General features: G+C 64.7%; 21 protein-coding genes. 17 read left to right on the forward strand and 4 right to left on the reverse strand.

All coding sequences use genetic code 11. The annotated features are described in order from the left end of the window. Positions 1 to 9: 9 nt before the first annotated feature. Both XI04_RS32400 and XI04_RS32405 read right to left on the reverse strand, forming a co-directional pair. Positions 10 to 540 carry a DUF3617 domain-containing protein gene (locus XI04_RS32400; protein ID WP_028140154.1) on the reverse strand — a complete coding sequence of 177 codons (531 nt, stop codon included), beginning with the start codon at positions 538 to 540 and terminating at the stop codon, positions 10 to 12. A gap of 45 nt (positions 541 to 585) precedes the next feature. Beyond that, entirely contained in the window at positions 586 to 885 is a 300-nt protein-coding gene (locus tag XI04_RS32405) for a hypothetical protein (protein WP_028140153.1), read from the reverse strand. Between the two features lie 185 nt (positions 886 to 1070). Here XI04_RS32405 and XI04_RS32410 point away from each other — a divergent pair, with 185 nt between their 5' ends. The 4 genes from XI04_RS32410 (at position 1071) to XI04_RS32425 (ending at position 3856) form a co-directional block, all read left to right on the forward strand. Next, positions 1071 to 1532 carry a hypothetical protein gene (locus tag XI04_RS32410; protein WP_028140152.1) on the forward strand — a complete coding sequence of 154 codons (462 nt, stop codon included), beginning with the start codon at positions 1071 to 1073 and terminating at the stop codon, positions 1530 to 1532. Between the two features lie 131 nt (positions 1533 to 1663). Beyond that, positions 1664 to 2356, forward strand: a complete 693-nt coding sequence (locus XI04_RS32415) for a ribonuclease T2 family protein (protein ID WP_028140151.1) — start codon at positions 1664 to 1666, stop codon at positions 2354 to 2356. A gap of 155 nt (positions 2357 to 2511) precedes the next feature. Beyond that, on the forward strand, positions 2512 to 3372 hold the full coding sequence (locus tag XI04_RS32420; protein WP_095424814.1) for a 23S rRNA (adenine(2030)-N(6))-methyltransferase RlmJ: 861 nt from the start codon (positions 2512 to 2514) through the stop codon (positions 3370 to 3372). 268 nt (positions 3373 to 3640) lie between these two features. Further along, a complete protein-coding gene (locus XI04_RS32425; protein ID WP_008544396.1) occupies positions 3641 to 3856 on the forward strand; it encodes a cold-shock protein in 216 nt (71 codons plus the stop codon). Positions 3857 to 3970: 114 nt separating this feature from the next. On the opposite strand, the gene XI04_RS32430 is transcribed toward XI04_RS32425, so the two are convergent. Beyond that, positions 3971 to 4594, reverse strand: a complete 624-nt coding sequence (locus tag XI04_RS32430) for an outer membrane protein (RefSeq protein ID WP_028140149.1) — start codon at positions 4592 to 4594, stop codon at positions 3971 to 3973. Positions 4595 to 4843: 249 nt separating this feature from the next. Here XI04_RS32430 and uvrC point away from each other — a divergent pair, with 249 nt between their 5' ends. From uvrC to XI04_RS32475, 9 genes are all read left to right on the forward strand, one after another. Next, entirely contained in the window at positions 4844 to 6898 is a 2055-nt protein-coding gene (gene uvrC, locus XI04_RS32435) for an excinuclease ABC subunit UvrC (RefSeq protein WP_271610014.1), read from the forward strand. 97 nt (positions 6899 to 6995) lie between these two features. Beyond that, a complete protein-coding gene (gene pgsA, locus XI04_RS32440; protein ID WP_018318354.1) occupies positions 6996 to 7613 on the forward strand; it encodes a CDP-diacylglycerol--glycerol-3-phosphate 3-phosphatidyltransferase in 618 nt (205 codons plus the stop codon). After that, positions 7610 to 7861, forward strand: a complete 252-nt coding sequence (gene moaD / locus XI04_RS32445) for a molybdopterin converting factor subunit 1 (RefSeq protein ID WP_018318355.1) — start codon at positions 7610 to 7612, stop codon at positions 7859 to 7861. The genes pgsA and moaD overlap by 4 nt, the downstream gene beginning before the upstream one ends. Before the next feature lie 3 nt (positions 7862 to 7864). After that, positions 7865 to 8347: a molybdenum cofactor biosynthesis protein MoaE gene (locus tag XI04_RS32450; protein WP_028140147.1), complete on the forward strand. Its 483-nt coding sequence runs from the start codon at positions 7865 to 7867 to the stop codon at positions 8345 to 8347. Continuing rightward, positions 8347 to 9306, forward strand: a complete 960-nt coding sequence (gene prmB / locus XI04_RS32455; RefSeq protein ID WP_028140146.1) for a 50S ribosomal protein L3 N(5)-glutamine methyltransferase — start codon at positions 8347 to 8349, stop codon at positions 9304 to 9306. Before XI04_RS32450 ends, prmB begins: the two co-directional genes overlap by 1 nt. Before the next feature lie 91 nt (positions 9307 to 9397). After that, positions 9398 to 9985: a hypothetical protein gene (locus tag XI04_RS32460; protein WP_028140145.1), complete on the forward strand. Its 588-nt coding sequence runs from the start codon at positions 9398 to 9400 to the stop codon at positions 9983 to 9985. Then, positions 9986 to 11116 (forward strand): YihY/virulence factor BrkB family protein, encoded by a 1131-nt coding sequence (locus XI04_RS32465; RefSeq protein ID WP_271610013.1) that lies wholly within the window; start codon positions 9986 to 9988, stop codon positions 11114 to 11116. It abuts the gene before it with no gap. Positions 11117 to 11265: 149 nt separating this feature from the next. Beyond that, positions 11266 to 12771: an EAL domain-containing protein gene (locus tag XI04_RS32470; protein ID WP_271610012.1), complete on the forward strand. Its 1506-nt coding sequence runs from the start codon at positions 11266 to 11268 to the stop codon at positions 12769 to 12771. A 15-nt stretch (positions 12772 to 12786) separates the two neighbouring features. After that, on the forward strand, positions 12787 to 13641 hold the full coding sequence (locus XI04_RS32475) for a TIGR01459 family HAD-type hydrolase (protein WP_271610011.1): 855 nt from the start codon (positions 12787 to 12789) through the stop codon (positions 13639 to 13641). Positions 13642 to 13826: 185 nt separating this feature from the next. On the opposite strand, the gene XI04_RS32480 is transcribed toward XI04_RS32475, so the two are convergent. After that, entirely contained in the window at positions 13827 to 14222 is a 396-nt protein-coding gene (locus tag XI04_RS32480) for a response regulator (protein ID WP_008567674.1), read from the reverse strand. Positions 14223 to 14451: 229 nt separating this feature from the next. Here XI04_RS32480 and XI04_RS32485 point away from each other — a divergent pair, with 229 nt between their 5' ends. From XI04_RS32485 to XI04_RS32500, 4 genes are all read left to right on the forward strand, one after another. After that, entirely contained in the window at positions 14452 to 15423 is a 972-nt protein-coding gene (locus XI04_RS32485) for a bifunctional riboflavin kinase/FAD synthetase (RefSeq protein ID WP_271610010.1), read from the forward strand. A gap of 203 nt (positions 15424 to 15626) precedes the next feature. Continuing rightward, a complete protein-coding gene (gene ileS, locus XI04_RS32490) occupies positions 15627 to 18635 on the forward strand; it encodes an isoleucine--tRNA ligase (protein WP_271610009.1) in 3009 nt (1002 codons plus the stop codon). A gap of 10 nt (positions 18636 to 18645) precedes the next feature. Then, positions 18646 to 19140, forward strand: coding sequence for a signal peptidase II (gene lspA, locus XI04_RS32495; RefSeq protein WP_028140139.1), 495 nt, complete (start codon positions 18646 to 18648; stop codon positions 19138 to 19140). A gap of 95 nt (positions 19141 to 19235) precedes the next feature. Further along, the gene (locus XI04_RS32500) at positions 19236 to 19961 is read left to right on the forward strand and encodes a hypothetical protein (RefSeq protein WP_271610008.1); all 726 of its coding nucleotides are present in this window, start codon (positions 19236 to 19238) and stop codon (positions 19959 to 19961) included. The last annotated feature ends 92 nt before the right edge of the window (positions 19962 to 20053 follow it).

Below are 20053 nucleotides of genomic sequence, written 5' to 3' on the forward strand. Positions count from 1 at the left end.
AACGCTTACCTACTTCGGCAGCAGCGCCTTCAGCTTATCCATGTCGCGCACGTTCATCTTGAAGCCGCCGGGCATCACGATGTCGCCGGGCTTCTGGTCCGGTTTGCAGGCCCCAAGCCATTTGGCTTGCAGCGTCATGGTGGTATCGCGTCCCGCAGCGCCGGCGACACCGCCTTGTGCGTGCGAGGAGGTCTTCACCGTATAGGCCGAGTTGAAATCGCCCGTGATCTCGGCATGCGAGGTCGTGCTGACGCCGGCGACGCTGCACTCGGAATCGCTGACATAGCCGGTCGCGGTCTTCTTGATCTCCTGCTTGGCGCAGATCTGCTTGGCCATCGGGGAGACGTTGTTGCTCATCTCCTTGTCGACGGTCTCGTCGGTGCAGTGCTGCATGGTCATCTCGGGCACGGGCGAGCCGCTCGTGACCAGCTTCATCTCCCAAAGACCGGCCTTGCGCACCGGCAGGTCGTCGGCAAAGGCACCGCCTGCCGAAACCACGAGGCAAAGGGCCGAGCCGAGCAAAGCGAGTTTGCGCGTCATGTGAAAAGGCTCCCGGCTGAGAGAGTGCGGCGTTACGACAGCGCCTCAGTAGAGCGTGCGGATCGGCTGGTCGGCGGCGCCATAAGGCACCCAGCGGCAGGAGAACGAGATGTAACCGCCCTCATAGGCCTGCACCGCCAGGAATTTCACGACCTTGCCGTAGCGCGCGCAGTGATCGACCGCGGCCTGCCGGGCGTCGACCTGGGTGGCCATCGAATAGGCGATGATGCCGCCGGTGTCGTTGCCCTTGAACGGCGGCACATAGTCGGCGCGCGCCGACTGGCTCGCCATCAGACCCGAGACAACCAGGCTGGCGAGAAGACCCGCGGCCGCAATGATTCGCATTCCCGTCACTCCAATTGGCTGGTCGCCAGTTTACGGTGCCGGAAGGAAAGTGGAAAGAACCCAAGCCCTGCCAACCACGAAGTTGTGGTCAACTCCTGGCGAAGTGTTGCCGCGCTGCACTTGACCTCCCCCGGCCTTCGCGGCACCGTCCAACCTTCGCAAGACTTTAGCTGTCCGGATTGACCATGCGCGCCCCCCTCCTGAAATTGCTCCGCTATGCCGCTGTGCTCGGCCTCATGTTCGGAGCGATGTCGCTCGGTGAGGCCAGGGCCGCCAATCCGCTGGAGCTGAACTTCTGGCTGAGCGGACCGCGCTATGACGGCGCCGTCGCCGATTGCGACAGGGCGCTACCGACCATCGCTACCCAGTTCTGGGAAAAGGAAAGCACGTTCTGGAATTCCTCGTTGAGGATCACCGGCTTCTCCGCCGTTCGCGAGACCGCATTCCGGCCCTGGCAGTCCGACAACATTCCGCGCCGCTATTGCACCGGCGAGGCCATGCTCAATGACGGCAAGGTGCGCAAGGTGCACTTCTCGATCATCGAGGATGGCGGCTTCGCCGGCTATGGCAACGGCGTCGAATGGTGCGTGGTCGGGCTCGACCGCAACTGGGCCTACAATCCGGCCTGCCGCGCCGCCAAGCCCTGATCAGGAAGCCCTGATTAGGAAGCCCTGATTGGTCGCTCGAGGCGCCGAACGGCGGCCGCCGGAATTTTGTTCTTGAAATGTTCCCATCGCCTGCTAGGCTTCCTCGCACAGTCTAGTTGAGGGGCGTCGCCATGTTTCATTCCAGATTGCATTTGTTTTCCCGTCTCGTGATCTCCCTGACCCTTGCCGCCGGACTGGCCTTGCTCGCCGGCAGCGCAAGCGCCCAGGACAAGCGGCAGAACGCGCCCGGCGAATTCGACTTCTATGTGCTGTCGCTATCGTGGTCGCCCTCGTTCTGCGAGGAGGCGGCCGAGCGTGGCGGCCGCTCGCAGATCCAGTGCAGCGGTCGGCCCTACGCCTTCGTGGTGCATGGGCTGTGGCCGCAATATGAGAACGGCTTCCCGGAATATTGCCAGCGGCCCGCACCGCGGCTGAACCGCAGCATCGTCTCCTCGATGCTCGATTTGATGCCGGCGCCGGGCCTGATCTTCAACGAATGGGACAAGCACGGCACCTGCTCGGGCCTCGAGGGCCGCAGTTATTTCGAGACGATCCGCAAGGCGCGCGCTGCGATCAAGATCCCGACCGAATATCTCGATTTGCCGCAGGCCAAGTCCGTGGCGCCGGCGGAGGTCGAGGAAGCCTTCATCAAGGCCAACCCGGGACTGAGCAATGCCGCCGTCTCGGTCACCTGCAACCGGACGCGGCTGTCCGAGGTCCGTATCTGCCTCAGCAAGGACCTGCAATTCCGCGCTTGCGACGAGATCGAACGCCGCACCTGCCGCCGCGATCAGGTGACCATGCCGCCGATCAGGGGCGGATAGGCCGACTTCTCAGACCGTCATTCCGGGGCCGCGAAGCGCGAAGAATCCATTGTCCCGCATAGCCGGTGGCGAAATGAATTCCGGGCTCGGTGCTGCGCACCGCCCCGGAGAATGACGGCAGTTACTTTCATCGCGCGATGTCGTAACTCTCCGCCATGAATTATCGTCACGCCTTCCACGCCGGCAACTTCGCCGATGTCATCAAGCACATCGTGCTGGCGCGCATCATCACCTATCTGCAGGACAAGCCGGGGGCGTTCCGCGTCATCGACACCCATGCCGGCGCCGGCCTCTACGATCTCGACAGCGACGAGGCGCGCCGGGGCGGCGAATGGCTGACCGGCATCGCGCGGCTGATGCAGGCACGCCTGTCGAACGAGACCCTGGCGCTGGTACAACCCTATCTCGATATCGTCCGCGCCTTCAATCCGAAGGGTGAGCTCAAAGCCTATCCGGGCTCGCCGTTGATTGCGCGCGGCCTGCTCCGGCCGCAAGACCGACTCGTCGCCTGCGAGCTCGAGCCGAAGGCGCGGAAAGCGCTGATCGCCGTGCTGCGCCGCGACGAACAGGCGCGCGTGGTCGACCTCGACGGCTGGGTGGCGCTGCCGGCCTTCGTGCCGCCGAAGGAGCGGCGCGGCCTCGTGCTGATCGATCCGCCCTTCGAGGCCAAGGACGAGTTCGAGCGGCTGGGCGAAGCCTTCTCCACCGCCTTCGCGAAATGGCCGACCGGCATCTATGTCATTTGGTATCCCGCCAAGAACCGGCGTGCCACCGACACACTGGTCCAAACGGTGGCGCGGCTCGCAGCTGCAGCAAAGCCGCCGGGAAATTGTCTGCGCCTCGAGTTCAGCGTCGCGCCTCAGCTCGATGGCGGGGCTCTCGCCTCCACCGGGCTCCTGATCGTCAATCCGCCCTACACGCTGCAGGGCGAGCTCAAGACGATCCTGCCCGAGCTGGAAATGCCGCTCGGCCAAGGTGGTGCTGCCAGATTCCGATTGGAGGTGCCCAAGCCCTAGAGCCAAGAAGCCGTAACACTCCGGCATTCTTGGGAAAAATATGCAGGAGCGGTAGTCAATCTGCAGAGAACCGTATTATGCTGTTTCCGTGACTGGCTTTACGTTCCGCTTCCGCGAATGGTTGCGGCGGAGTGAAGGCCTAAGAAAGATCCGGCCGGACCGCCAGCGGTCCGCCCAAGGATGGCCAGCTCCCGGGCTCCGTAGTGCCCGGTCATGTCGTGACGTGAGTCTGCGTCGCGGCGGAGGAGCAATGAGGGGGAGTTTCCCGATGGCCATGACGGGAACGGTCAAGTTTTTCAACGGCGAACGCGGCTACGGTTTCATCAAGCCTGACGACGGCGGCCGCGACGTATTCGTACATATTACTGCTGTGGAGCGAGCCGGACTGAAGGACCTTGCGGAAGGACAGCGTATTACTTTCGAAGTCGAACCCGACAAGAAGGGGAAGGGACCGAAGGCGGTCAATCTGGTCATCCTGTCCTAGCGGGCCTGACGCACAACATTCGGCGCAATACTTGGCGCAAAAAATACCTGGCGCAAAAAATTCCCGGCCGCGAGCGGCCGGGAGGTTGTGGTCCGGTATTTTCTTCTTCAGCTATCAGAAACGATAGTTCACGCCTGCGCGCACAACGCTGGCGCTATAGCCGTTTGACACCCCTGTAATTGCGAACTGTGTCGTCGACAGATCGATGTAGAGATATTCCAGCTTGGCGCTCCAGTTGGGGGCCAGACCGACTTCCGCACCGGCGCCGATGGTCCAGCCGGCGGTGGTGTGCGATTCCGTCCAGCCGAAGGTCTGCGCACGCAGCTCGCCGAAGGCGAGGCCGGCGGTGCCATAGAACAGCACGTTGCTGAAGGCATAGCCGGCGCGGCCGCGCAGGGTGCCGAACCACGGATTGGAGAATTTCCACGGTGCGAAGGTGTCGTCGGCACCGGCGGCCTGGATGTCGCCCTCGACGCCGAACACAAACGGGCCATTCTGGAAGTTGTAACCGGCTTGCACGCCGCCGACGAAGCCCGACGGCTTCGAGGGGTTGTTGTCCACCGAGCCCCATTCATAGCCGATGTTGCCGCCGAGATAGGGGCCTGCCCAGCTATACGCGTTGAGCGGCTGGTTGACGGTATAGGGCGCGCGCTGACCGTAATTCATGTCGGCGGCCTCCGCCGAAGCTGTCCAGCCGGCGGCAACCAACGCGGCTGCGCCCACAACGAGCCTCTTCATCACACACTCCAACGCAACTGCCGTCACCGGTGCGGCGCCCGCGCCGCCGCGCCAGGCAAACCGCATGGTTACGGAACCACGACCTTTTCGGGTAAGATTTATCGAGAGTTTTAAGTTAAAGGGCTGTTAAGCCGGGTTACCGCGCTGTTAACAGGCTTAAGCAAGCGTTACCGGGAACTGCGGCGCCATCCTGTGCGTGCCGCACGGCCGGAACTTCAAATCGGCACCCCCAGCGCCTAAATTCGCTCCATGGTTCACGATTCCACCGACAATCCGGACGACCGCGCGCCCAAACCCGTGCTTGGCACCGCGCCGGACGTCCCAGCCGAGACGCCTCCGGATCTCGATCCCGCCACCAGCGGCGGCGATGACGAGGACGATGCGCGGCTGCCCGATATCCTGGAAGAGAGCGGCGTCGTCGGCGAAGGCCCGCTGGCGTCCGGCCATGAGGCGATCGAGCGCGCGGTCCGGCTCGCCCCGACCTCGCCCGGAGTCTATCGCATGCTCAATGCGAATGCCGACGTGCTCTATGTCGGCAAGGCCAAGAACGTCAAAAAGCGCCTCTCCAACTATGCGCGCCAGAATGCGCCACAGCCGGCCCGCATCCTGCGCATGATCGCGGCCACGGTGACCGTGGAGATCGTCTCGACCAACACCGAGACCGAGGCGTTGCTGCTGGAAGCCAACCTCATCAAGCAGCTGCGGCCGCGCTTCAACGTGCAGCTGCGCGACGACAAATCGTTTCCCTACATCCTGATCACCGGTGACCATTGGGCGCCGCAGATCCTGAAACATCGCGGCGCGCAGAGCCGGCCCGGGCGCTATTTCGGTCCGTTCGCCTCCGCCGGCGCGGTCAACCGCACCATCACGGCGCTGCAGCGCGCCTTCCTGATCCGCTCCTGCACGGATTCCTTCTTCGAGAGCCGCAGCCGGCCCTGCCTGCTCTACCAGATCCGCCGCTGCGCCGGCCCCTGCACCCGCGAGATCGACTTTCCCGGCTATACGACCCTGGTGCGCGAGGCGAGCGACTTCCTGTCCGGCAAGAGCCATGCGGTGAAGCAGGAGCTTGCGGGCGAGATGGAGAAGGCGTCCGGTGAGCTCGAGTTTGAGCGCGCCGCACTCTACCGCGACCGCCTCGCCGCTTTGTCGGCGATCCAGTCGCAGCAGGGCATCAATCCGCGCACCGTCGAGGAAGCCGACGTGTTCGCCATCCATCAGGAGGGCGGCTTCTCCTGCGTCGAGGTGTTCTTCTTCCGCACCGGCCAGAACTGGGGCAACCGGGCCTATTTTCCGCGCGCGGAGAAGACGTACACCCCCGAAGAGGTGCTCGGCTCCTTCCTTGCCCAGTTCTACGACGACAAGCCGCCGCCGAGGAACATCCTGCTCTCGCACGAGATCGAGGAGAGCGAGCTGCTGGCCAATGCGCTCTCGATCAAGGCCGGCCACAAGATCGAGGTCGCCGCGCCCAAGCGCGGCGAGAAGAAGGAACTCGTCGCCCATGCGCTGACCAATGCGCGCGAGGCCCTCGGCCGCAAGCTCGCGGACACCGCCACGCAAAGCCGCCTGCTCGACGCCATCGCCACGACGCTGAGCCTGCCGCATTCGCCCAAGCGCATCGAGGTCTACGACAACAGCCACATCCAGGGCACCAATGCGGTCGGCGCCATGATCGTCGCCGGCCCCGACGGTTTCGTGAAGAACCAGTACCGCAAGTTCAACATCAAGTCGGAAGGGATCACGCCGGGCGACGACTTCGCCATGATGCGCGAGGTGCTGGAGCGGCGCTTCAAGCGCCTGATCAATCCGCCCGAGGAAGGGGCGGCCAAAGCCAAGGACGACGATTTCCCGCAATGGCCCGATCTCGTCATCATCGACGGCGGCCGCGGCCAGCTCAACGCCGTGCGCGAGATCTTTGCAAATCTCGGCCTGACCCAGGTGTCGCTGATGTCGGTCGCCAAGGGACCGGACCGGGATGCCGGCCGCGAGACCCTGTTCATGCCGGAGCGTGAGGCGATCAAGCTGGAGCCGCGCGATCCCGTGCTCTATTTCATCCAGCGGCTGCGCGACGAGGCCCACCGCTTCGTCATCGGCTCTCACCGCAAGCTGCGCAAGAAGGATATCCGCGAGGCTGGTTTGCAGGAAATTCCGGGCATCGGCCCGTCACGCAAACGTGCCTTGCTGCATCATTTCGGAACCCTGAAGGAGATCGAACGGGCCTCGATCGCCGATCTCGGCAAGGTTCCGGGGGTCAGTGCCGAGAGCGCGCGCAGGATTTTCGAGTATTTCCATCCCCAGCCGGGATGAATTAAAGGGGGACCGCAGTCATATGATCGTCGTGTCCGCACCTCATTTGGGGCGCGGGACGGTTGACGTTCAGGCAGCAGCGGTATTGGTAGGACGGATGAACATCGCCACCACACGAGGGACGACCAGCCGCGCGATGTCCCTCCCCAACATCCTGACCTATGGCCGGATCGCCGCGATCCCGGTTGTCGTCGGATGCATCTATGCGCAGTCGATTCTGGATCAGCCGCTCTGGCTGCGCTGGGTGGCGGTGGCCCTCTTCATCGCGGCCGCGGTCACCGATTACCTCGACGGCTATTACGCGCGGATCTGGAATCAGCAATCGGCGTTCGGCCGGATGCTCGACCCGATCGCCGACAAGCTGCTGGTCGCCTCGTGCCTGCTGATGCTGGCCGCCGACGGCATCATCCATGGCTGGTCGTTGTGGGCCGCCATCGTCATCCTGTGCCGCGAGATCCTGGTCTCGGGCCTGCGCGAATACCTCGCCGCGCTCAGGGTCAGCGTGCCCGTGACCAAGCTTGCGAAGTGGAAGACCACGGTCCAGCTGGTCGCCATCGGCTTCCTGCTCGCGGGACCCGCCGGCGACGAGGTGGTGCCCGTCGTCTCGATGATTGGCCTCGCGCTGCTGTGGGCCTCGGCGATCGTGACTATCTACACCGGTTACGATTATTTCCGCGCCGGCATCCATCACCTCATCAAGGAGGACGAGGGATGAAGGTGAAATATTTCGCCTGGGTGCGCGAGCGCGTCGGCAAGGCGGAGGAGACCATCGAGCCGCCGGCGACCGTGCGCACCGTCGAGGAGCTGATCGCCTGGCTGTCCGGCCAGAGTGAGGCCTATGCCTACGCGTTCGAGAAGCCGAAGGTGATCCGCACCGCGATCGACCATGCCCATGTCAAATCGGATGCCGCGATCGCGGGCGCCCGCGAGATCGCGTTCTTCCCGCCGATGACCGGCGGCTAGGCCATGACTTCCCCTGTCGCCAGCTGCCCCGTCACCATCCGTATTCAAGAAGACGATTTCGACATCGCGCGCGAGATCGCGGTCCTGACCAAGAGCCGGACCGACATCGGCGCGGTCGTGAGCTTCTCCGGCATCTGCCGCGCGGACGATGACAGCGCCAAGGTCGCCGCGCTCACGCTCGAGCACTATCCTGGCATGGCCGAGGAAGAGATCAGGCGTCATGCCGACGAGGCGACCTCGCGCTGGCCGCTGAACGGCGTCACCGTGATCCATCGCGTCGGCCGCTTCATGCCGGGCCAGAACATCGTGCTGGTGCTGACCGCCTCGCAGCACCGCCAGGCCGCATTCCATGCCGCCGAGTTCCTGATGGACTACCTCAAGACCAGTGCCCCGTTCTGGAAGAAGGAAGAGAGCGAAGCCGGCACCGGCTGGGTCGAGGCCCACGCCCGTGACGACGAGGCCGCCGCGCGCTGGACCCGATCCTGATGGCAAAAGCATCCAAAAAGACCGTCGGCGGCCGCGCCGCGCCCAAGCTCGCCAAAGTCGGCCCGGGCGAACTTCTCACGCTGCTCGATTTCGTCCGCTACGGGGTGAGCCGCTTTGTCGAAGCCGAGCTCGCCTTTGCGCACGGGACGACCGATCCGATTGCCGAAGCAGCCTTCCTGGTGAGCGAAGCGCTGCATCTCAATCCCGAGCAGTTCGAGATTTTTGCCAACGCACGGGTCACCGCGGCGGAGGGCAAGACCATCCTCGACCTCGTCCATCAACGCGTCACCACGCGCAAGCCGGCCGCCTATCTCGTCAACAAGATCTACATGCGCGGCCTGCCCTTCTATGTCGACGAGCGCGTCATCGTTCCACGCTCCTTCATCGGCGAGCTCCTCGAGTCGCATTTCGGCGGCGAAGGCAATGCTGGAGCGCTGATCGCCGACCCTACGGGCGTCGAGCGCGTGCTCGATCTCTGCACGGGATCGGGATGCCTCGCCATCCTCGCCGCGCATCATTTCCCGAACGCCGCCGTCGATGCCGTCGACATCTCCAAGGGCGCGTTCGAGGTCGCCACGCGCAATGTCGGCGAATACGGGCTCGAGGACCGGATCAGCCTGTATCGCGGCGATCTGTTCGCCCCGCTCGGCGATGCGCGTTACGACCTGATCATCACCAACCCGCCCTATGTCGACGCAGAAGGCATGGCCGCACTGCCGCCTGAGTGCCGGGCCGAACCAAAGCTCGCGTTCGACGGCGGCGCCGATGGCCTCGACGTGGTCCGCCGCATCCTGGCTGAGGCGCCCGATCACCTCACCCCGGACGGCGGACTGATCTGCGAGATCGGCCGCGGCCGGGAATTGGTCGACGAGGCCTTTCCGGAACTGCCGCTGCTCTGGCTCGACACCGAGGACTCCGAGGGCGAGGTGTTCTGGATCGCGGCCGCCGATCTCGCCTGATTCACCAAACGGACGGAGCTCCGTCGGAACAAGTCAAATTCCGCCACGTTCATCCCCCGAACGAATTTTCTCGCTCTCGGAGGATGTCCGCATGCTCGCGCCATCGGGCGAATTGCTGCGCGCCGGCATGGCGCTGAAACTCAACCACCTCAAGCGCGCCGCGCAATCCTATTTGCGTGACCGCACCAGCCAGGCCACCGGGCGCGCGACGTCCTACGCGGTCGCGGCCGGTCTGTTCGCGGTCGCCGGGCTGTTCGTGATCGCGACCTTCTTCGTCGGCCTGATCGCCCTCTACCGCTGGGTTGCAATCACCTACGGACAGTTCTGGGGCTTTGGTGCCGTCGCCGCCGTGCTGCTGGTGCTCGCCGCGGTTTGCGCCGGCGTCGCCATGGCGATGATGAAGCGGCCGACCAAGCAGATCGTACCGCTCGCCAGCCGGATGCGCGTTGCGATCGCCTCCCCTCGGATTCCGCGCGGAACGGTCAAGCAGGCGGTGAAGGAGGTCGCGACGACGATTCCCCTGGTGCCGCTCGCGCCGGGCGAGCGCGGCCATGGCAGAAGGGCCTCACCCGTTCGCACCAACCGGCCCGTGCAGCTTGGCCTGATGCTCGCGGCGATTGGGCTGGCGGGGTTTACGGCGGCGCGCCGCAGACGTCACGGTCAAAGATTGGACGCTTGAATGCTGCTGCGGCGCTCCGAACAGCTCGACTCCTGGCTGCTGGTGGCAGCGACGGCCGTCTTCGTGCTGACGGCGGAGCGCTACTTTCAGGACAGGGACCTGGTCCCATCGGGGCCGCCGCAAGACCATCGCAAAGGCGAGGCGAATTCTCCGGAGACGCACCCCGCGCACGCGGCCGTGCAGCCCGGCCATGGCCGCCGCGCGAAGAGCCCGCTTGAGATCCCCTGGAAGGGCTGGAAGGATATCTTCTGGCGGACCTATCAGCGCATCGACGAGGATCGCCTTCTGGCGACAGCGGGCGGCGTCGTGTTCTTTGGGCTGCTCGCGATCTTTCCGGCGGTTACGGCGCTGGTTTCCTCCTACGGCCTGTTCGCCGATCCTAAGACGATCAGCGCCAATCTGCAGACGCTCGCGACGATGCTCCCTGAGGGCTCGTTCCAGATCGTCGAGGAGCAGGTGGCGCGCGTGGTCTCGCATGGCAGTACCACGCTCGGTGCGACGTTCCTGTTCGGCCTTGTGCTGGCGATCTGGAGCGCCAATGCGGGCGTCAAGGCGATCTTCGATGCACTCAACGTCGCTTATGAGGAGCGCGAGAAGCGCAGCTTCATCAAGCTTAACATGGTGTCTCTGGCCTTCACGGTCGGCGGCATCGTGGCGCTGCTGGTGATGGTGGGGCTTGTCGTTGCCTTCCCGCTGGCGCTCAATCATCTCGGCATGGCGCCCGAAAGCAAGCTGATCGTGGCGCTGGCACGATGGCCGCTCATGTTCCTCGTCCTGCTGGTGGCGCTTGCGATCCTCTACCGCTTCGCGCCCAGCCGCGATGCGCCGCGCTGGCAATGGCTCAGCCTCGGCGCGGTGATTGCCGCCATTCTCTGGATCGCCGGCTCGGCGCTGCTCTCCTGGTACCTCTCGGAGTTTGCCAATTACAATGCGACCTACGGCTCCCTCGGCGCCGCAATCGGCCTGATGACCTGGATGTGGATGTCGGCGATCGTCATCATGTTCGGCGCCGAGCTGAATTCGGAGATCGAACGGCAGACGCTGAAGGACACGACCGAAGGGCCATCCAAGCCGCTCGGCACCCGCGACGCCGTCTCGGCCGACACGGTCGGAGCCGCCGCGCCAGCCTGACCGCGCCCGGGAACGGGCTGCTATCCCCTCGAATCAACAATGATGCTAAGCTCATACGGCCTAAGGGGAGCATGAGGCGTGACGGGTTCGCACAGTGACCCGTGTTTTCCCGGGTGAGGCAGTCAGCTCTTTGAGGCGTAACGCGCGGCATGATTCGCATTTCGACGATCTTCATCGCCATCTGCATGGTACTGGTCGCGGCCTCGCTCGGGCTTGTGCTCTACGCCGTCGCCGGCATCAGCGGAACCGAATCCGCCATCGTGGCCCTGACCGCGCTGACCTTCCTGATCCTCTACAACGCGGTGTCGATGCGGCTGCGCGACCGCAGCGACGTCGGCGGCCAGATCGCCGATTTGTCGCGCGGCACCGCCGATCTGGCCCGCCAGGTGGCGGAGTTCGGCCGCCGGTTAGCCGCGATCGAGGGACGCATCGCCTCGTCCAATTCGACCAGCTCCGACCGCATCCAGTCGGTGGTCGGCGAGATCAACGAGCTCGGCGGATTGGTCAGGCAGCTCGCCACCACCGTATCGACCCATGAGGATCTGTTGGCCGGCCATGCGCCAGCGCCGGCTCCCGTTCCCGCTCCGATCGCCAGGCTTGAGCCGGAGGCGCCGATCGACCTGATTGCGCCGTTCGAGGAGCGGCCGGCGGCCCCTCCCCCGTTGCCCGCACCGCCGTCACGACCGGCACCGGCGATCCAGAGCCAGGCCGCCAATCCGGTTCCGGCAGTCACCGGGCGCAACCAGACCCAGCTGCTGGCGACGCTGCGCAACGCTATCGATGAAAACCGCATCGACATCTTCCTGCAGCCGATGGTCACGCTGCCGCAACGCAAGGTGCGATTCTACGAGGCGGTGACGCGCCTGCGTGACGAGCGCGACCAGCTGATCGCCGCGGAGGAGTTCATCAGCATCGCGGAAGCGTCCGGGCTGATCGGTCGCATCGACAACATGGTGATGCTGCGCTGTGTGCAGGTGCTGCGGCGCCTGATGGTGCGCAACAAGGACGTCGGCGTGTTCTGCAACGTCGCGGCCTCCACGCTGGGCAATTCCACCACCTTCGCGCAATGCCTCGACTTTCTCGAAGCCAACCGGGCGCTGGCGCCCTCGCTGGTGCTGGAGTTCAAGCAATCGACCTTCCGCAGTCTCGGCGCGGCCGAGACCGAGAATCTCGCGGCGCTCGCTCAGCGCGGCTTCCGTTTCTCGATCGACCATGTCACCGATTTGCGCATCGAGCCGCGCGAGCTGGCCGACCGCGGGGTGCGCTTCATCAAGGTGCCGGCCACGCTGCTGCTCGACCCCAGGCAGGCCTCGGCCTCGGACATCCATCCCTCCGACCTCTCCGACCTGCTCGGCCGCTTCGGCATCGACCTGATCGCGGAGCGGATCGAAGGCGAGCGTGCGGTCGTGGACCTGCTCGACTATGACGTGCGGTTCGGCCAGGGGTTCCTGTTCGCGCCGCCCCGGCCATTGCGGCCTGAGGGGGCATCTGCTACCGGCGGGGCCTCGCCGAACCAGGCGCAGGACATTCAGGGATCCAATGGCTCCGCTCCCCCCAGCCAAGGTACGAAATCTGGCGCGACACCTGGCGCAACGTCAGCCGCTCCTCCGGCGCAACGCATCACCGGCAACGCGGCGCTCGCGCGCCGCATCTGATCGGCGCTGCGCATCATGACCACGCTGCATTTCGCCGAAAGCCTGCGCGAGCTCGTGGGCGGTGTCGATGTCGTGCTCAGCGACATCTGGGGCGTGGTCCATAACGGTCTCGAATCCTTCCCCGAGGCCTGCGAGGCGCTGCACACTTATCGCAGCCGCGGGGGTACGGTGATCCTGATCACCAACGCACCGCGCCCGGCCGATAGCGTGCAGCGGCAATTGCGCAAGCTCGGCGTCGCCGACGAGACCTATGACGCGATCGTGTCTTCGGGCGACCTGACCCGGCTCTATGTCACCGAGCATCCCGGCCGCAAGATGTTCTGGCTCGGCCCCGAGCGCGACAACTCGATCTATCGCGGCCTCGATGCGAAAACCGCGCCGCTGGAGGAAGCCGACTACATCGTCTGCACCGGCCTCTATGACGACGAGACCGAAACGGCCGAAGACTATCGCGGCATGATGCTGAAGGCGCGCGAGCGCAAGCTGACGCTGGTCTGCGCCAACCCCGACATCGTGGTGGAACGCGGCGACCGGCTGATCTATTGCGCCGGCGCCATCGCGGAGCTCTATCGCGAGCTCGGCGGCGAGGTGATCTTCTACGGCAAGCCGCACCGACCGATCTACGAGCGCGCGATGGCACTCGCCGGCGAACGCCAGGGCCATCCGATCGACCGGAAGAAAGTGCTGGCGATCGGCGATTCCGTCCGCACCGACTTAACCGGCGCGCGCGAATTCGGCATCGACTGCCTGTTCGTGACCCGCGGCATCCATGCCGAGGAGTTCGAGGGTCTCGACCAGCTCGACCCGGCATCGGTGATGGAATTGTTCGGCCACCCGCCGAAGGCGCTGATGCGCGAACTGAAGTGGTGATTTTCTAGCTCCGTCATTCCGGGGCAGTGCGCAGCACTGAACCCGGAATCTCGAGGTTCTCAGGTGCAATCGCGCACCATAGTTCGCCCCTTCGGGCGCCCCGGAACGACGGTAACGCCAAATGCCCGGGACAAGCCCGGGCATGACGATCTCTTTTGAAAGCTGTGTTTGGATCAGGCGGCGCTTTACGCGCTCGCCATGTCCGGGAAGACCGCCTCGATCTTGGTCTTCAGCGTCGCCGCGTTGAACGGCTTGACGATGTAGTTGTTCACGCCGGCCTTCTTGGCTGCGATCACGTTCTCGGTCTTGGATTCCGCGGTGATCATGATGAAGGGCGTGGTGGCGAGGTTCGGATCCGCGCGCACTTCGCGCAGCAGGTCGTAACCCGTCATCGGCTCCATGTTCCAGTCGGAGATCACGAGCCCGTATTTCTTGCCGCGCATCTTGTTCAGTGCTGCCGAACCGTCGCTGGCATCATCGATGTTCTCGAAGCCAAGCTGCTTCAGCAGATTCCTGATGATACGGATCATGGTGCTGTAGTCATCCACCACCAGAACCGGCATCGACAAATCAACCGCCATCTCGACTCCCCCAACACAAACGCAGGAATATTACGATCGGACCTGCCCAAGCCGGAGCCCGGCAGTTCCACGCTCAAGGACTAGCACCAAGGCGTTAAACAGCGCGTTAATTGGGGACGCCTCCCAAGAACTGAAATCGCGTTCGATGCGGCCGCCCCCTCCCGCTTGACTTCATCCGGCCGCTCGCGCCACGGTCCCGGCCGGTCCTGCCGGTTTGAGAATTCCCCTGATGGCTCCGCATTTTACCATTATCCGCGACACCACGCCGGTCTCCGCTATTCCAAGGGGTGCCGTGGTTGCCATGGGCAATTTCGACGGGGTTCATCTCGGCCACCGCGCCGTGATCGCCGCAGCCCTGGAAATGGGCCGGGCGCAGGGCCGCCCTGCGCTGGCATTGACCTTCGAGCCGCATCCGCGGCGTTTTTTCAGCCCCAACACCCCTCAATTCCGTCTGACGGACGAGCGGGCCAAGTTGCGGCTTCTGGCCGGCACCGGGCTTGCCGGCGCCGTGGTCATGACCTTCGACAAGGCCCGTGCCGGAACCAGCGCGCAAGACTTCATTCACCATGACCTGATCGGGCGGCTCGGCGTCAGCGGGATCGCGGTCGGCTATGACTTCCATTTCGGCAAAGGCCGCGTCGGCTCGCCGAGCCTTCTGGTCAACGAAGCGCCCCGGCTCGGCATCGAGGTCGACGTGCAGCCCCATGTCGATATCGACGAGCGGCCGGTGTCCTCCAGCGCGATCCGGATCGCACTCGCCGAAGGCCAGCTGGACGAGGCCACCACCATGCTGAGCGCACCCTGGTTCGTCACTGGCGAGGTGATCCACGGCGAGAAGCGCGGCCGCGATCTCGGCTACCCCACCGCCAACATCCGCCTCGACGCCAATTGCGGACTGAAGCACGGCATCTATGCGGTGCGCGTCGGCCGCGGGCCTGAGCGGCTGGACGGGGTGGCGAGCTTCGGCCGCCGCCCGACCTTTGATAATGGCGCTCCCCTCCTCGAGATCTTCCTGTTCGACTTCAAGGGCGACCTCTACGGGCAGGCTCTGGACTGCGCCTTCGTCGGCTTCATTCGCGAGGAGCTGAAATTCGACAGTCTGGAGGCCTTGATCCGGCAGATGGACGACGATTCCGCCCGTGCCCGCGCCATCCTGGCGGCCGTCCCGGACGCGTTTCCGCGGCTCGGCACCATCGATTGAGCCCGAACCCGGCTTCCCCGAACCTTTGCGCTTCCCTTGGCCCCCTGCTATGGAGAGCCCATGTTTGCGCGGCGCATCATAGGGATTAGCGGCCCGGCTTCCGCCTGAGCCTGAGGGCTCCGCGCAAGACCGGGATTTTGTCGTTTCACCCCGCGATTCCGCATCGCCATCCGTTCCCGCGCCCTTCCGAGCCAGTCAGCCTCATGTCCGAAAAGCCGCAAAAGTCCCCAAAGTCTGAAGCCAAAGACTATTCGAAGACCCTGTTCCTGCCGCAGACCGAATTCCCGATGCGCGCCGGCCTGCCGCAGCGCGAGCCGGAGATCCTCAAGCGCTGGTACGAGATCGGCCTTTACGAGAGACTGCGCGAGAGCGCGAAGGGCCGCGCCAAGTTCGTGCTGCATGACGGTCCGCCCTATGCCAACGGCAACATCCATATCGGCACGGCGCTGAACAAGATCCTCAAGGATCTCGTCACCAAGAGCCAGCAGATGCTCGGCTTCGATTCCAACTACGTGCCAGGCTGGGACTGCCACGGCCTGCCGATCGAATGGAAGGTCGAGGAAGAGCACTATCGCAAGAAGGGCAAGCAGAAGCCCGATTTCCGCGACTCCACCGCGATGATCGACTTCCGCAAGGAGTGCCGCGCCTACGCCACGCATTGGCTCGGCGTGCAACGCGAGGAGTTCAAGCGCCTCGGCGTCATCGGCGATTGGGATCATCCCTACGCCACCATGAGCTATCCGGCCGAAGCCCAGATCGCGCGCGAGCTGATGAAGTTCGCCGCCAACGGCACGCTCTATCGCGGCTCCAAGCCGGTGATGTGGAGCGTGGTCGAGAAGACCGCATTGGCCGAAGCCGAGGTCGAGTACGAGGACCACACCTCCGATACGGTGTGGGTGAAATTCCCGGTTACGTCGCCCGCGCACGGCGCTCTCGCCCCCGCAAGCGTCGTGATCTGGACCACCACGCCGTGGACCCTGCCGGGCAACCGCGCCATCTCGTTCTCGCCGAAGATCGCCTACGGCCTGTACAAGGTGACGGACGCGCCCGCCGACAATTGGACCAAGACGGGCGACCTCCTGATCCTCGCCGATGCGCTCGCTGAAGAGGTCTTCAAGCAGGCCCGCGTGACGGCCTTCGAGAAGGTGCGCGATATCCCCGGCGACACCATGGACGCGATCGAATGCGCCCATCCGCTGAAGGGCCTTGCCGGCGGCTACGACTTCATCGTGCCGCTATTGCCCGGCGACCACGTCACCGACGACACCGGCACCGGCTTCGTGCACACCGCGCCTGGCCATGGTCGCGAGGACTTCGATGCCTGGATGGCGCAGGCGCGCGATCTCGATGCACGCGGCATCACCACGGCAATCCCCTATACCGTCGACGAGAACGGCGCCTACACCGATCATGCGCCGGGCTTTGCCGGCAAGCGTGTCATCAACGACAAGGGCGAGAAGGGCGACGCCAACGAGGCCGTGATCAAGGCGCTCGTCGAAAGAGGCATGCTGCTGGCGCGCGGCCGGCTCAAGCACCAATATCCGCACTCCTGGCGCTCCAAGAAGCCGGTGATCTTCCGCAATACGCCGCAATGGTTCATCGCGATGGACAAGGACGTTGCGGCGAGCGGCAAGGCGAAGAGCGGCGACACGCTGCGGGCCCGCGCGCTGCACGCGATCTCGGTGACGCAATGGGTGCCGCCTTCAGGCGAAAACCGCATCAACGGCATGATCGAGGCGCGGCCCGATTGGGTGATCTCGCGCCAGCGCGCCTGGGGCGTGCCGATCGCCGTGTTCGTGCGCGAGAAGGGCGACGGCTCCGCCGAGATCCTCCAGGACGAGGCCGTCAATACCCGTATCGGCGATGCCTTCGAGCAGGAAGGCGCCGATGCCTGGTACGCGAAAGGCGCGCGCGAGCGCTTCCTGGGAGCGCGTGCCAATGAAGACTGGCAGAAGGTCGACGACATTCTCGACGTCTGGTTCGATTCCGGCTCGACACACGCCTTCGTGCTCGAAGACCCCGTGCAGTTTCCCGGGCTCGCCGGCATCAAGCGCAAGGTCGACGGCGGCACCGACACGGTGATGTATCTGGAAGGCTCGGACCAGCATCGCGGCTGGTTCCACTCCTCGCTGCTGGAGAGCTGCGGCACGCGCGGTCGGGCTCCTTACGACATCGTGTTGACCCACGGCTTCACCCAGGCCGAGGACGGCCGCAAGATGTCGAAGTCACTCGGCAACACCATCGAGCCGCAGGCCGTCATCAAGGAATCCGGCGCCGACATCTTGAGGCTCTGGGTCGCGTCTTGCGACTACACCGACGACCAGCGCATCGGTCCCGAGATCCTGAAGAACACGGTCGAGACCTACCGCAAGCTGCGCAACACCGTGCGCTGGATGCTCGGCACGCTGCATCATTACAAGCCGACTGAGGCGGTCGCGCCCGCCGAGATGCCCGAGCTCGAACGGCTGATGCTGCACGAGCTCGCGATCCGCGCCGCCGCCATCGGCAAGGCCTATCAGGAGTTCGACTTCAAGTCGGTGGTCGCGATCCTGTCCGCTTTCCTGAACAGCGAACTCTCGGCGTTCTATTTCGACATCCGCAAGGACACGCTTTATTGCGATCCGCCGTCGTCGCCGACGCGCAAGGCGGCGCTGACGACGATCGACCTGTTGTGCGCCTCGGTCCTGAAATGGCTGGCGCCGATCCTCAGCTTCACCGCGGAGGAAGGCTGGCGCATGTATCGCCCCAACGCCGAACCGTCGGTGCATCTGACCCAGTTCCCGAACGATCTCGAAGCCTTGCGCGACGACAAGCTCGCCGCGAAATGGGAAGCGATCCGTAACGTCCGCCGTGTCGTCACGGGCGCGCTCGAGCTCGAACGCGCCGCCAAGAACATCGGCTCGTCGCTGGAAGCCTCGCCGGTGATTTATGTCGCCGACCGGGACATGCTGATGACGCTGTTCGACGTCGACCTGGCCGAAATCTGCATCACCTCGAACTACGAGGTGCGTGAGGGCGAGGCTCCCGCCGATGCATTCCGGCTCGATGCCGTGCCCGGTGTCGCGGTCGTGGTGGAGAAGGCGGTCGGCACCAAATGCGCCCGCTCCTGGAAGATCTCCCCGACGGTCGGCGAAGACGCTGAATACCCCGACGTCACCCCGCGCGACGCACAAGCACTGCGCGAGTGGAAGGCGTTGGGCGTGAGCGTCTGATCGGCACCCCATGACCCCGCTCCGCGCCGGCATCCTCGCGGCCCTGGTCACGCTTGTGGCCGACCAGGCCTCGAAGCTCTGGCTGCTGAACGGGTTCGACCTCGCCCGTCGCGGCGTGGTGAAGGTGACGCCGTTCTTCGACCTGGTGCTGGCCTGGAATATCGGCATCAGCTTTGGCTGGCTCCAGAACGACAGCCAGGCCGCGCAGCTCGCGCTGATGGCCGTCAAGGCCATCGCCGTGGTCGCGCTGGCGATCTGGATGGCCCGCTCGCACACCCGGCTTGCCACGGTCGCGCTGGGGCTGATCATCGGCGGCGCCATCGGCAACGGCATCGACCGCCTGGCCTATGGCGCGGTGGTCGATTTCGCCCTGCTCCACATCGAGATCGGCGGAAATACCTATAATTGGTATGTGTTTAACCTCGCCGACGTGGCCATCGTTGCTGGGGTGGCGGGGCTATTGTATGATTCCTTCCTGGGGGTACCCGCCGCAAAAGCGCCCTGATCCCGGTCGATACGGACCGGCAGGTGGAACCCGGCCTTTGCGAGGGTTTGCCGCGTGCGAGCGGCGATCTGACACAATATGGAACAGGTACAGTAATGCGCAGCTCGAAGACCAGCTTTTCGATGGTTCGAGACCCCCGATCGGGGCATTGGCGGGCGTTGAAATTGTCCGCCGTCGCGCTCTGCATCGGTCTCGTCATGTCGGTCGGCGCAGCGCGTGCCGGTGATGACGACGATGATGATGACGGGATGACCTTCGAAGAGAAGATCATCGACAATCTGATGTCCGGCATCGGCGCCAAGAGCATGGAAAAGCCCGGCATCGAATACCGCGAGCGCTCGCCGCTGGTGGTGCCGCCCAAGCTCGACCTGCCGCCTCCCGCGACCCAGGCCAAGGCCGCTCCGAACTGGCCCAAGGACCCCGAGGAGAAGCGCCGCAAGGAAGCCATCGCCGCGCGCAAGAAGGCAACCAAGGAAACGGAAAACTGGCAGGCCGCCCGACAGCTGACGCCTGCCGAGATGAAGGCCGGCCAGGTCGCCGCAGCCCCCCGGACAAGCAATGACCCGATCCAGCCGGGCACCAACGGCAATCCGTCACTCAGCCCCGCCGAACTCGGCTTCTCCGGCGGCCTGTGGAATATGATGAAGGGCGGCAACGCCACCGAAGAAAAGAAATTCACCGAGGAGCCGCCGCGCCAGTCGCTGGTCGAGCCGCCGCCGGGCTATCAGACGCCGTCTCCGAACTACTCCTATGGCGCCGGACCGGACAAGTCGCGGCGGACCTATTTCGACATCATGTCCGGCAAGGACAAGGAACAATAGCGTTCCTGTTCCACAGACCCGAAACCCCGCGCCGGCGCTTCATGTACGCCGGCCGAGGCGCATAAATTGCTGATCAGTAACTTGCCACCGCG

The organism is Bradyrhizobium sp. CCBAU 11430 (genome assembly GCF_028128855.1).
GTDB lineage: Bacteria > Pseudomonadota > Alphaproteobacteria > Rhizobiales > Xanthobacteraceae > Bradyrhizobium > Bradyrhizobium ottawaense.